At 66.0% G+C, this 12974-nt stretch carries 11 protein-coding genes; all 11 read right to left on the reverse strand.

Annotated features, from left to right (window positions below; translation table 11 throughout):
* Positions 1 to 224 precede the first annotated feature (224 nt).
* The 11 genes from K225_RS0112345 to K225_RS0112395 all read right to left on the reverse strand — a co-directional run bounded on the left by K225_RS0112345 (position 225) and on the right by K225_RS0112395 (position 12966).
* Positions 225 to 1424, reverse strand: coding sequence for an acetyl-CoA C-acyltransferase (locus tag K225_RS0112345; protein WP_026436706.1), 1200 nt, complete (start codon positions 1422 to 1424; stop codon positions 225 to 227).
* Positions 1425 to 1436: 12 nt separating this feature from the next.
* Positions 1437 to 1946, reverse strand: coding sequence for a DUF4442 domain-containing protein (locus K225_RS0112350; RefSeq protein WP_026436707.1), 510 nt, complete (start codon positions 1944 to 1946; stop codon positions 1437 to 1439).
* Between the two features lie 15 nt (positions 1947 to 1961).
* Positions 1962 to 4382 (reverse strand): 3-hydroxyacyl-CoA dehydrogenase/enoyl-CoA hydratase family protein, encoded by a 2421-nt coding sequence (locus K225_RS0112355; RefSeq protein ID WP_026436708.1) that lies wholly within the window; start codon positions 4380 to 4382, stop codon positions 1962 to 1964.
* Between the two features lie 112 nt (positions 4383 to 4494).
* A complete protein-coding gene (locus K225_RS0112360) occupies positions 4495 to 4929 on the reverse strand; it encodes a DUF2147 domain-containing protein (protein ID WP_034712593.1) in 435 nt (144 codons plus the stop codon).
* A 45-nt stretch (positions 4930 to 4974) separates the two neighbouring features.
* The gene (locus K225_RS0112365) at positions 4975 to 6771 is read right to left on the reverse strand and encodes an acyl-CoA dehydrogenase C-terminal domain-containing protein (protein WP_026436710.1); all 1797 of its coding nucleotides are present in this window, start codon (positions 6769 to 6771) and stop codon (positions 4975 to 4977) included.
* 4 nt (positions 6772 to 6775) lie between these two features.
* A complete protein-coding gene (locus K225_RS0112370) occupies positions 6776 to 7480 on the reverse strand; it encodes a TetR/AcrR family transcriptional regulator (protein ID WP_026436711.1) in 705 nt (234 codons plus the stop codon).
* Positions 7481 to 7650: 170 nt separating this feature from the next.
* A complete protein-coding gene (slmA, locus tag K225_RS0112375; RefSeq protein WP_026436712.1) occupies positions 7651 to 8319 on the reverse strand; it encodes a nucleoid occlusion factor SlmA in 669 nt (222 codons plus the stop codon).
* 182 nt (positions 8320 to 8501) lie between these two features.
* A complete protein-coding gene (locus tag K225_RS0112380; protein ID WP_026436713.1) occupies positions 8502 to 9947 on the reverse strand; it encodes a sensor histidine kinase in 1446 nt (481 codons plus the stop codon).
* A 38-nt stretch (positions 9948 to 9985) separates the two neighbouring features.
* Positions 9986 to 10678: a response regulator transcription factor gene (locus K225_RS0112385; protein WP_026436714.1), complete on the reverse strand. Its 693-nt coding sequence runs from the start codon at positions 10676 to 10678 to the stop codon at positions 9986 to 9988.
* Between the two features lie 164 nt (positions 10679 to 10842).
* Positions 10843 to 11751 carry an acetylglutamate kinase gene (argB, locus tag K225_RS0112390; protein ID WP_026436715.1) on the reverse strand — a complete coding sequence of 303 codons (909 nt, stop codon included), beginning with the start codon at positions 11749 to 11751 and terminating at the stop codon, positions 10843 to 10845.
* Between the two features lie 60 nt (positions 11752 to 11811).
* Positions 11812 to 12966 (reverse strand): hypothetical protein, encoded by a 1155-nt coding sequence (locus K225_RS0112395; protein WP_026436716.1) that lies wholly within the window; start codon positions 12964 to 12966, stop codon positions 11812 to 11814.
* Positions 12967 to 12974 lie beyond the last annotated feature (8 nt).

A 12974-nucleotide genomic window follows, 5' to 3' on the forward strand; every position in this document is an offset into this window, starting at 1 on the left:
CGGGCGCAAGCGCCTCGCGCTGCGCAGCCCGGGCCGAGCGCAGCGATGGCCCGAAGGGATGTCCGCTCAGGTTCCCTTCAGGTTGCCCGCCGGGGCGAGACCCGGCCTCCGCACTCAACCAACGCACACCGCCCAAACCAGCGCACCAGGCCTGGCTTCGACAAGCTCAGCCCGAACGGGTGGGGAAGGCATCTCAGGCATGTAGCCAGTCAAGTCAAATCAAATCAAACAGCCTCAAAAATCCCCGCAGCCCCCTGCCCCATCCCCACACACATCGTCACCATCCCATACCTCAACTTGTTCCGCTTGAGCGCATGCACCACCGTCGCCGACCGGATCGCCCCCGTCGCCCCCAGCGGATGCCCCAGCGCAATCGCGCCCCCCATCGGGTTCACCTTGGCTGGATCCAGCCCCAGCGTGTTCATCACCGCCAGCGACTGCGCCGCAAAGGCTTCGTTCAGCTCGTACCAGTCGATGTCCTGGTGCTTGAGGCCTGCATAGCGCAGTGCGGCCGGAATGGCTTCGATAGGGCCGATCCCCATGATGTGCGGTGGCACGCCCTTGGCCGCGTAGCTCACGAAACGCGCCAGTGGCGTGAGGCCAAAGCGCTTCACGGCCGCTTCGCTGGCCAGGATCAGCGCACCGGCGCCGTCGCTGGTCTGCGAGCTGTTGCCCGCCGTGACCGAGCCGCGCGCAGCGAATACCGTGCGCAGCCTGGCCAGGCCTTCGAGCGAGGTGTCGGCCCGCGCGCCTTCGTCCAGGCTCACGGTGCGGGTGGTGGCGATGGACTCGCCGGTTTCGAGGTTGGCCGTGCGGTCGGTCACCTCGATGGGCGTGATCTCGTCGGCAAAGTAGCCGGCCTTTTGCGCAGCCAGGGCCTTCAGGTGCGACTGCAGCGCAAACGCGTCCTGCGCTTCGCGGCTCACCTTCCACTGCTGCGCCACCTTCTCGGCCGTGAGGCCCATGCCGTAGGCAATGCCCACATCGCCTTCGCGCTCGAAAATGCTGGGCGACAGGCTGGGGCTGTTGCCCATCATGGGCACCATGCTCATGCTTTCTACCCCGGCGGCGATCATCACCTCGGCCTCACCCACGCGGATGCGATCGGCGGCCATCTGCACGGCCGACAGGCCCGATGCGCAGAAACGGTTGACGGTGATGCCGCCCACGCTGGTGGGCAGGCCGGCCAGCACGGCGCCAATGCGCGCCACGTTCAGGCCCTGCTGCGCTTCCGGAATGGCGCAGCCACAGATGATGTCTTCAATCGCTGCAGGGTCCAGGCCCGGCGCAGCCGCCAGCGCGGCCTTGAGGGTGGTGGCCAGCAGATCATCGGGGCGCATGTTGCGAAAGAAGCCGCGGTGCGAGCGCCCGATGGGCGTGCGCGTGGCCGCGACGATGTAGGCTTCCTGGATTGGTTGGGCCATGGGATAACTCCTTCAATTCTTGGCGGGGCGGCTGGCTGGAACCCAGGCCCACGTAAAAACACATTCGACCGGCTCCACGCCGGCTTCGTCGGTCACGGTGACCGCAACCTCCACCTCACCCTTGTCGCTGGCCTGCAGGGCGGCACGCTGCGCGGGCGTGAGCGTGGCCACGGCCTTGAGGCCACCCGTGGCGCGCTTCCTGAACGCCATGCTGAATTCCTTGGCCAGCGGCGTGCAGTCATCGCGCACATTCATGCCCACCACCATGCCAGTGGCCGTTTCGGCCAGCAGGTTCATGGCCGAGGCATGCACCCCTCCAATGTGGTTTTGCACGCGGTGCGTGTTGGCCAGGCGCACCTCCACCCGCTCGGGCGTCAGCGACACGAACTGCACCCCGGCCGTTCCGGTGAAGGGCACGGCGCGGCGCAGGATGATGTTCTGCACGAAGCCGCGCAGGAAGGCGGGTGCCTCGTCCAGGCGCATCAGCGAGCGCTGCAGTTGGTTGGGGGCGTGTTCGCTCATGGTGATGGTGGCCAATCAATTTCTCACCGGTTTGCCCGTCGAGAGCATGCCCAGGATGCGCTCCTGCGTCTTGGGGTGCTCGATGAGCGCGCAGAAGGCCTTGCGCTCCAGCGCCATCAGGTACTCCTCGCTCACCAGCGTGCCGGCATCCACGTCGCCGCCGCAGACCACTTCGGCGATCAGGCTGGCGATGTGGAAGTCGTGCTGGCTGATGAAGCCGCCGTCGCGCATGTTGACCAGCGAGCCCTTGATGGTGGCGATGCCGCTGCGGCCCGCCACGGGGAACAGGCGCTTGTGCGGCGCACGCCAGCCGCCGCTGGCCAGGGCCTTGGCTTCGTTGATGGCAACAAACAGCAGCTCGTTCTTGTGCGGCACAATCACGTCGCTGTGCAGCACATAGCCCAGCTTGCGCGATTCGAGCGCGCTGGTGCCCACCTTGGCCATGGCGGCGGCGGTGAAGCCTTCGGTGAGAAACGGCAGCAAGTCCTTGCCGGTCGAGGCCTCGGCGTTCTCGGCCGCACGGCGGGCGATGTAGGTCAGGCCGCCAGCGCCGGGCACCAGGCCCACACCCACTTCGACCAGGCCGATGTAGCTTTCCATGTGCACCACGCGGCGGGCCGAGTGCACGGCTAGCTCGCAGCCACCGCCCAGCGCCATGCCGCGCACGGCAGAGACCACGGGCACGTTGGCGTAACGCAGGCGCAGCATGGTCTGCTGCATTTCGTGCTCTGCCCCTTCGACCGCGCTCACGCCGGCGATCATGAAGGCGGGCAGCATGGCCTGCAGGTCGGCACCCACGCTGAAGGGCTCGTCGCCCGACCAGATGACCACGCCCTGGAAGTCCTTCTCGGCCATCTCGACCGCCAGGTTCAGGCCCTCGCACACGTCGGGGCTGATGGCGTGCATCTTGGTCTTGATGCTGGCGATGAGCACTCCGCTACCGGAGGGACGGTCATCGCCGTCCAGCGTCCACAGGCGGATGGCGTCGTCTTCGTGCAGCGTCTTGCCAGCCGTCTTGTAGTCGGGCAAGGCTTCGCCCAGCAGTCTTTCAGGAAAATGCTGCCTGGCGTACACGGGCAAAGCGCGACGCGCTACGAATTTGGCAGCGGATGCACTCCACGAGCCTTGCGCGGTGTGCACGCCACCGGCCTCGGCCACGGGGCCCTTGAAGACCCACTCGGGCAACGGCGCACGGCTCAATGCCTTGCCGGCATCGATGTCTTCCTGGATCATCTTCGCCACTTCGAGCCAGCCGGCTTCCTGCCACAGCTCGAACGGGCCCTGCTGCATGCCGAAGCCCCAGCGCATGGCCTGGTCCACGTCGCGGGCGTTGTCGGCAATGGTGCCCAGGTGCACGGCCGCATAGTGAAAGCTGTTGCGCAGGATCGCCCACAGGAACTGGCCCTGCGCGCCTTCGGCATTGCGCAGCAGCTTCAGGCGCTGGGCGGCAGGCTTCTTGAGCATGCGGCCGTACACCTCGTCGGCCTTCTGGCCGCCAGGCACGTAGTCTTCCGCCTCCAGTTCGAAGCGCAGCACATCGCGACCGACCTTCTTGTAGAAACCGGCCTGGGTCTTCTGGCCCAGGTGGCCCAGCTCCAGCAGCTTTTTCAGCACGGCGGGCGTTTCAAAGCTGGCGTAGAACGGGTCGCTCTTCTCGTCCAGGTTGTCCTGCAGCGTCTTGATGACATGGGCCATGGTGTCCAGCCCCACCACGTCGGCGGTGCGGAAGGTGCCGCTGCTGGCACGGCCCAGCTTCTTGCCCGTGAGGTCGTCCACCACATCAAAGCTCAGGCCGAAATTCTCGACTTCCTTCATGGTGGCCAGCATGCCGGCGATGCCCACGCGGTTGGCGATGAAGTTGGGCGTGTCGTGCGCGCGCACCACGCCCTTGCCCAGGCCGCTGGTCACGAAGGCTTCGAGCTGGTCGAGCACCTCGGGGGCGGTGGTGGGGGTGTCGATCAGTTCCACCAGCGTCATGTAGCGCGGCGGGTTGAAGAAGTGGATGCCGCAAAAGCGCGGCTTGATGTTCTCGGGCAGCGCCTCGCTCAATTTGGTGATCGACAGGCCCGAGGTGTTGGACGCCACGATGGCGTGCGGCGCCACGAATGGCGCGATCTTCTTGTACAGGTCGAGCTTCCAGTCCATGCGCTCGGCGATGGCCTCGATGATGAGGTCGCAGTCGCGCAATTGCTCCAGGTGCTCTTCGTAGTTGGCCTGGCCGATCAGGGCGGCGTCGTCGGCCACGCCCAGCGGTGCGGGCTTGAGCTTCTTGAGGTTGTCGATGGCGCGGGTGACGATGCCGTTCTTGGCGCCTTCCTTGGCGGGAAGGTCGAACAGCACCACCGGCACCTTGACGTTGACGAGATGCGCTGCAATCTGCGCGCCCATCACGCCTGCGCCGAGCACGGCGACTTTCTTCACTTGGAATCTGGACATATTTTGATGAGTTTCAATTCCGTTCGGGCTGAGCTTGTCGAAGCCGTGGCGAGGGTTTGCATCCAGGCCCTTCGACAAGCTCAGGGCGAGCGGGGGTTAAGAGCGTGGGCGTTTACTGCACCCGGATCCAGGTCTGCGTGCGACCAAAGGGGCCGATGGAGCCGCGCACTTCGAGTTTTTTGCCGCCCTCGATGGGCGTCAGGCGCAGCGTGTAGTTGCGGCCGTTCTCGGGATCGAGAATCTTGCCGCCTTCCCACACATCCTTGTCCTCGGCCTTCTTGGCGTTGCGGATGATCTCCAGGCCCTGCAGCGGCTTGTCCTTGCGGTCGTCGCTGCATTCCTTGCACAGCTCGTCGGGCTTGGCGTCCTTGGCCAGGCGCTTTTCGAGCACGCCAGACAGTGCGCCACCGTTGTCACGGATGCGGATTTCCGCCTTGGCCTCACCGGTCTTGTCGTCGATGTTGCGCCACAGGCCCTCGGGCGTCATCTGCGCCCATGCGGGCACCGCAGACGCTACCAACACAATAGCTGCTACCGCTTTATACATAGAGGCTCCATTGCAAAAAGGCTTGAAATCCGCCCCACCTGCCGGTCAGGCCAGGGCCAGGTCGGTGTCCATCAGCACCTGGCTGCCCGCACGCGCCGTACGCATGAGCGTGGCGGTCTCGGGGAACAGCTTGGCGAAGTAAAAGCGTGCGGTCTGCAGCTTGGCGCCATAGAACGGGTCGGTGTTGCCGGCGGCGATTTCGCGCAGTGCCACCTGGGCCATGCGGGCGAAGAAATAGCCAAACACCAGGTGGCCGGCCACGCGCAGGTAGTCCACGGCGGCGGCGCCCACTTCGTCAGGGTTCTGCAGGCCCTTGAAACCGATCTCGGTGGTGAACTTGGTCATCTGGTCGCCGAGGTAGGCGATGGGGTTGATGAACTCGGCCATCTTTTCGTTGACGCCCTCTTCCTCCACCAGCTGGCCCACCAGCTTGCCAAACTTCTTGAGCGAGGCGCCGTTGTTGCCCAGGATCTTGCGGCCCAGCAGGTCCAGCGACTGAATGGTGTTGGTGCCTTCGTAGATCATGTTGATGCGCGCATCGCGCACATGCTGCTCCATGCCCCATTCCTTGATGTAGCCGTGGCCGCCAAAGACCTGCTGGCACATCACGGTGGCTTCAAAGCCGTTGTCGGTGATGAAGGCCTTGACGATGGGGGTCAGCAGGGCCAGCATTTCGCCGGAGTCCTTGCGCACCTTCTCATCGGGGTGGCTCAGTTCCTTGTCCAGCAGCACGGCGCAGAAGCACTGCAGCGCACGGGCGCCTTCGGCGTAGGCCTTGGCGGTGAGCAGCATCTTGCGCACGTCGGGGTGCACGATGATGGGGTCGGCCGGCTTGTCCTTGGCCTTGGTGCCCGAGAGGCTGCGCATCTGAATGCGGTCCTTGGCGTAGGCCAGCGCGTTCTGAAAGGCTACTTCGGTCAAACCCAGCGACTGGTTGCCAACGCCCAGGCGGGCGGCGTTCATCATCACGAACATGGCGGCCAGGCCCTTGTGCGGCTGGCCCACCAGGGTGCCGGTGGCGCCGTCGATCACGATCTGCGCCGTGGCGTTGCCGTGGATGCCCATCTTGTGCTCCAGGCCGCCGCAGTAAATCGCGTTGCGCTCGCCCAGGCTGCCGTCGGCATTCACCTGGAACTTGGGCACCACGAACAGGCTGATGCCCTTGCTGCCCGCGGGCGCATCGGGCAGGCGGGCCAGCACCAGGTGCACGATGTTGCGGGTCATGTCGTGCTCGCCGGCCGAGATGAAGATCTTGGCGCCGGTGATCTTGTAGGTGCCATCGGGCTGGGGTTCGGCCTTGGTGCGCAGCAGGCCCAGGTCGGTGCCGCAGTGGGGTTCGGTCAGGCACATGGTGCCGGTCCACTCGCCGCTGGTCAGCTTGGGCAGGTAGATCTTCTTTTGCTCTTCGGTGCCGTGGGCGTGCAGGCATTCGTAGGCGCCGTGCGAGAGGCCGGGGTACATGGTCCAGGCCTGGTTGGCCGAGTTCATCATCTCGTAGAAGCACTGGTTCACCACGAACGGCAGGCCCTGGCCACCGTACTCTGGGTGGCAGGAGAGTGCCGCCCAGCCGCCTTCGACGTACTTGGCGTAGGCTTCCTTGAAGCCCTGGGGCGTGGTCACTTCATGGGTGGTCTTGTCGAGCGTGCAGCCTTCGGTGTCGCCGCTGATGTTGATCGGAAAAGCCACCTCGGCCGCAAACTTGCCGCCTTCTTCGAGCACGGCGTTGATGGTGTCCGCATCCACGTCGGCATGCGGCGGCAGCGCCTTCAATTCATCACTGACCTTGAGCACTTCGTGCATGACGAATTGCATGTCGCGCAGGGGCGGCGTGTAGGTAGGCATGGGTTTACTCCTTGGGGGTTTGGGTGGAAACGGGGCGGCCCTTGGCCGCAGCCGGTTGGCTGCAGCGGGCCAGAATGTTGTTGAACCCCGTGATGGCGCGATCGATGGCCCCCGGGGTTTGCAGGAAGCGCGCTTCGTAGTGCAGCGCCAGGATGAGGCCGTGGATTTCAAACAGCATCTGTTCGGGACTCACCTCGTCGCGCAGCTGGCCCAGCTCCTTGCAATGCTCGATGGCGCGCTGCATGGCAGCCAGCCAGGTTCGCACCGAATTGACCAGCGCATCGCGCACCAGCCCGGTACGGTCGCCAAACTCGATGGCGCCGCTGATGTAGATGCAGCCCGAATCGATCTCGATCGAAGTGCGCTTCATCCAGTTGTCGAACAGGGCCCGCAGGCGTGGCACGCCGCGCGGTGCGCTCATGGCCGGGTAGAACACCTCTTGCTCGAAGCGGGTGTGGTATTCGCGGATGACCGAGATCTGCAGCTCTTCGCGCGAGCCGAAATGGGCAAAGACACCCGACTTGCTCATGCCGGTGATGTCTGCCAGCGCACCAATCGACAGCCCCTCCAGGCCAATGTGGGTGGCCAGCCCCAGGGCGGCCTCCACGATGACGGCCTTGGTTTGCTGGCCTTTTTGCAGGGCGCGGCCCGTGCCGCCGGCAGCGCGCGCGATACGGGTGGCCTGACGGGAGTTGGTAGGTAAGGGCATATGCAAAATAAAACGAACGTTCGTGCTATTTTGCAGCATTTTTGATGCTGCGTCCAAAGCCCCACCAAAGATTTGGGCTTATTTTTGCGGGCGTTGTTCGCACGCCACCGGCCGCCACTGTCCGATGTGGCCGCCAGAGACGGCCAAGTTGCGGCTGCCGGCCTATGCCGTCACAGCATCAGCGCAAGACTAGCGTCCAGATGCTCGGTTGGCAACCGCCGAAAACCCGAACGGGCATAGCGCTGCAAGCGGCCCAGCGTGAAGGCCGTCAGCACACTGGCCGCCACCTGGGCGTCCACCGTGGGCGTGGCGGAGTTCGCCGTGCCCGCTGCCGCGCGCAGGCACTGGCGCAGCGAGGATTCGATGCGCTCGAAGAACTGGTTCATGCGCTGTTGCAGGCGCTCGTGCTCCAGCACCAGCGCATCGCCCACCATCACCCGCACCAGGCCCGGATTGCGCTCGCCAAACTGCAGCAGCAGCGCCACCACGCGCGCCGCCTGGTGGGCACCGCCTTCAATGGCTTGCCCACCATCGGCCAGGTCGCGCCCGACGATCTGCGCCACCCGCGTGAACACGGTCTGCTCGATGAAATCGATCAGGCCCTCGAACATCTGCGCCTTGCTGGCGAAATGGCGGTACAGGGCCGCCTCGCTGACCGACAGGCGCGCCGCCAGCGCCGCCGTGGTGATGCGCTCGGCCCCGGGCTGCTCCAGCATCCCGGCCAGCGCCTGCAGGATCTGCGCCCGGCGCTCGCCGGGCTTGGGCCGCTTGCGCACAGCGGTGCCGTCGCCCGCATCGGCAGCGCTGACTGGCTCAGGGGTGGGCGATGGTTCAGACATGCAGCAAACAAGAAGTGGAGGCACCGGCCCCGTGCACGCAACCCACGTACCGGGGCGCGCAAGGCAGGCAATCCATGGGGTGGGCAAGTGCGTAAATCATGTATGGAAATGATTCTCGCACAGGCATTCCACGGTGCCGGCAGGCGCGGCAGCGCAGCCATTCAGGCGCCGGCAACCGGCGGCTAGGGCGGAAACACCACCGTGACCACCAGCCCACGCCCTTGAGCGCCGGCCCCCAGGGCCAGCGCCGCGTGGTGCACGCGGGCAATCTCATCGGCAATGGCGAGCCCCAGGCCGGTGCCCTCGCCCACCGTGCCGGGCACGCGGTAAAAGCGCTGCATCACGCGCCCGCGCTCGGCCTCGGGGACACCGGGGCCATCGTCTTCCACCTGCAGGAACACCCGGGGCAGACCCATGGCATGGCGCACGCCGCAGCGAATGGTGACGATTCCGGCAGCCGGCGTGTACTTGATGGCGTTGTCCACCAGATTGGAGAGCAGCTCGCGCAGCAACCAGTCGTGGCCTGTGACGTGCGCAGACTGCACATCGAGCCCCAGATCCAGCCCCTTGCCGGTGGCGGCATCGAGAAAGGATTCGAGCAGGGTTTCACACAGGTCCTTCAGGTCCACGCGCCGGGACGGCTGGGCATCCAGGCTGCGCGCGTCGGCCCGCGACAGGGCCAGCAACTGGTGCGCCAGCTGCGAGGTGCGGCGCGTGGCATGGCGCAGCTTTTCGATCTGCTCAACGCCTAGAACAATAGCGCCTTGCGCCTGCCCACCCTGGGCTGGAGGGTGTTTTTTATCAAAGTTCAACGACAGGGATGCCGGCACGGAGGCGCGGGCCACCATAGCCCATGCCTCCACCTGGGCCTGCAGGCCGGCCAGCGGTGTGCGCAGCTGGTGGGCCGCATCGGCCACAAAGCGGCGCTGTCCTTCTGCCTGCGCATTCACCAGGGCGAACAGGCGGTTGAGCGAGCGCACCAGCGGCCGCACCTCGGCGGGCGATGCGGCTTCGTCAATCGGACTCAGGTCGCGCGGCGAACGGCGCTCCACGGCGTCGGCCAGGTCCACCAGCGGCTTGAAGGCCCGGCGCACCGCCCAGTGAATGGCCAGCCCCGCCGCCGCCACCAGCACCAGGTTGGGCAGCAACACCCGCAGCAGCAGCTGCTGCGCCCATTGCTGGCGCGGATCGGACCCATCGGCCAGCGCCACCACCAGCTCGCCAGCCCCCGTGCGCCCGCGCTGCACCGCCACGCGGTAGGTGACGCCGCCATATTCCAGGCTGTGGAACTCGGGCGCCTGCGTGGTGGGCACGGCAGGTTGCACCCAGGCATCGCCCAGCAACAGGCGGCCGGAGGTGTCGCGCACGCTGTAGGCCGCGTAGCCTGGGTGCTGGCGCAAAAAATCCTCCACCGGCGGCGCCAGCAGCAGCAAGGGCGGTTCGCTGTCGCGGATGGGCGGGGCCAGCACGGAATCGGCCAGCGCCGGCAGCAGGCGCAGCAGGCGCTGGTCGTGCCGCTCTGCGGCCTCGTCCGCCGAGCGGTAGTCGAGCCAGACACCCACCAGCGCCAACGCCAGCAGGGGCAGCACCAGCAGCATCAGCAGCCGGTTGCGCAGATCGGAAGTCATCGCGCGAAGTCGGGGCCGCTGCATGGTGGAGCACAGGTTTACTGCGCGTGCAATTCCAGCCGGTAGCCAAACCCGCGAATCGAGCGCAGGGCCACGCCATGCGGCTCCAGCTTGCCCCGCAGCCGCGACACATAGACCTCGACGGCGTTGGGCGTGATTTCCTTGTCCCAGCCGGTCAGTGCCTGCAGCAGCTTGTCCTTGCTGGCCGGCTTGGGGGCGTGGATGAGCAGGTATTCCAGCACCGTCCATTCCCGCGGGCCGAGATCGATCACCTGCTCGGCACCGGCGGCCCGAATGCTGGCGCGGCGCCCGGCCGTGTCCAGCTCCAGCGGGCCAAAGCTCAGCACCGCCGTGGTGGCGGCCTGCGAGCGGCGCAGCAGGGCGCGCAAACGCGCCAGCAGCTCGGGCAATTCGAAGGGCTTGACCATGTAATCGTCTGCGCCCCAATCGAGCCCCTGCACCCGGTCGTGCAAGGCATCGCGGGCCGTGAGAATCAGCACCGGCATGGCCGGGCTGGCCATGCCGGGGCGGCGCAGGCGACGGGTCAGCTCCAGCCCGTCCATGGCGGGCAGGCCGATGTCGATGATGGCCGCATCGAACGACTCGGTGCGCAGCACCTCTTCGGCGCGCTCGCCACTGCCCACCCAGTCCACCGCGTAGCCGGCATCGGTCAGCCCCAGCTTGATGCCGCTGGCCACCATGACGTCGTCTTCGACCAGCAAAAGCCGCATGTCAATGCTCCACCGCGCCGCACACGGCCCCCGGCCCCGGCCCCGGCCCACGACCCGCGACACTGGCGCGGCCCAGGCCAGCGGCCGCCGCGCAAGGGCCGCCCCGCCGCGCTGGCGGCTTCCCCCTCGGGGGGGATGGCGCGAAGCGACTCAGGGGAGGCATCTCAGTGACTACGGATCATGGTGCCGTAGGCCTGGTCGGTCAGGATTTCCAGCAGCATGGCGTGCGGCACGCGGCCGTCGATGATGTGCACGGCATTCACGCCGGCCCGGGCGGCATCCAGCGCCCCCGCAATCTTGGGCAGCATGCCGCCCGAAATGGTGCCGTCGGCAAACAGGGCATCGATCTCGCGCGCGGTGAGGTCGGTGAGCAGCTGGCCCGCCTTGTCCAGCACGCCGGGGGTATTGGTCAGCAGCATGAGCTTTTCGGCCTGCAGCACCGTGGCCAGCTTGCTGGCCACCACATCGGCGTTGATGTTGTAGCTCTCGTTGTTTTCGCCAAAGCCGATCGGGCTGATGACGGGGATGAACGCATCGTCCTGCAGGGCCTTGACCACGCTGGGGTCGATGGACACGATGTCGCCCACCTGGCCCACGTCGTGCTCGATGCTCGGGTCCTTGCTGTCCACCATCTTGAGCTTTTGCGCGCGGATCATGCCGCCATCGCGCCCGGTCAGGCCCACGGCCTTGCCGCCGGCCTGGTTGATCAGGCCCACGATATCCTGCTGCACCTCGCCGGCCAGCACCCACTCCACCACTTCCATGGTTTCGGCGTCGGTCACGCGCATGCCCTGGATGAATTGGCCCTTCTTGCCCAGGCGGTTCAGCGCCGTCTCGATCTGCGGGCCGCCGCCATGCACCACCACCGGGTTCATGCCCACCAGCTTGAGCAGCACCACGTCTTCGGCAAAATCGGCCTGCAGATCGGGGTCGGTCATGGCGTTGCCGCCGTACTTGATGACCATGGTCTTGCCATGGAACTTGCGGATATAGGGCAGCGCCTGGGCCAGGATTTCAGCCTTGTCGCGCGGGCCGATGTGGGACAGGTCGGGATCGGGGGAAGGGTCGGTCATGGAAGCGGGCCATTCGGTGAAAACAATGAGGCACAAATTGTGCCGCATCCATGGGGCCCGTCAGGCCTTGGGACCCTGGGGCTCGCGCAGCAGCTGCACCAACGCATCGCGCCAGGCCCACAATGCAGCCAGCACACCCGCCAGCACGGCCGCCAGCGCAATGACCATCAGCGGGCGCGGACGCTCCGGCCGGCTGGGCACGGACGGCTGGGCGATGAACTGCGCTTGCGACAGGAAACGCGCGCTGATGGACGACATATCCGCCGCCAGCGAGGACAGTTTTTCCCGCTGTGCCTCGGTGTTGGCCTCTTTGGCAAACCGCACGATCACATCGGCCAGCTGGAGTACGCTCTCGCTGCCACTGCGCGCCTTGCCCAGCGCTGCCTGTGCGTCGGTGATGAGCGCCTTGGCAAACGCCTGTTGCTCGATTTCGCGGTCGAGTCGCTGGAGTTTTTCACGGATATCGATCATTTCAGACTCCGCGCCCACCAGCTGCGCCACGGGCGACATGAACTTCTCGTTGTCTTTGCGCACATCCACCACCTGCTGGCTTTCGCGCCGCGCTGCGTCGGGATAACTGGACATGACCTTCTTCAACGCCGCCACGCGGTTTTGCGCCTGCTCGATGTCAAACTGGTACTTAAGCTTGCGCTCCAGCGCGCGGTCGGAGAACTGGCGGTTGTCCGCCGCCCAGCGGGAAACCTGGTCGCGCACCGTCTCGCGCATGGCCACGTCCTTGAAATACGCCCCCAGCCACCCCGCCACATTGGCGGCCTGGTGGGGGTCGGGTGCCGAATAGCGCAGCTGCACACCCAGGTAGACCGAGACCTTGCCTTCCTTACCATCCTTGCCATCCTTGCTGAGAAGCGCCCTTTCACGCTCTTGTTCGATCTGCAGCAAAAAATCCGGCAATTGCTTGGCATCCACCTTGCTGACCTTGGGCACCGGCATAAGCCATTCGCCGCGCGGCATGTAACGCACCAGTTGCGCGACCTGGGACGGCTCCAGCCCGGTCGGCGGCACCACGCCGACATACTGCTGCACCGTGTGCCCGTCCACGGCCAACTCCGCGAATCGCTTGTATTCCGACGTACCGATTTCCATGCTGAGCACACCTTCGGATTTGTAGCGCAGCAGCGGGCCGTAGCCCAGAGCCGCCCCAACACCCGCACCCACCACCATGGCAGCCAACACGGCCACGACTTTTTTACGCATTCTTCACT

The sequence above is a fragment of the Acidovorax sp. JHL-9 genome (assembly GCF_000426205.1).
GTDB classification, from domain to species: Bacteria; Pseudomonadota; Gammaproteobacteria; order Burkholderiales; family Burkholderiaceae_C; genus Acidovorax; species Acidovorax soli.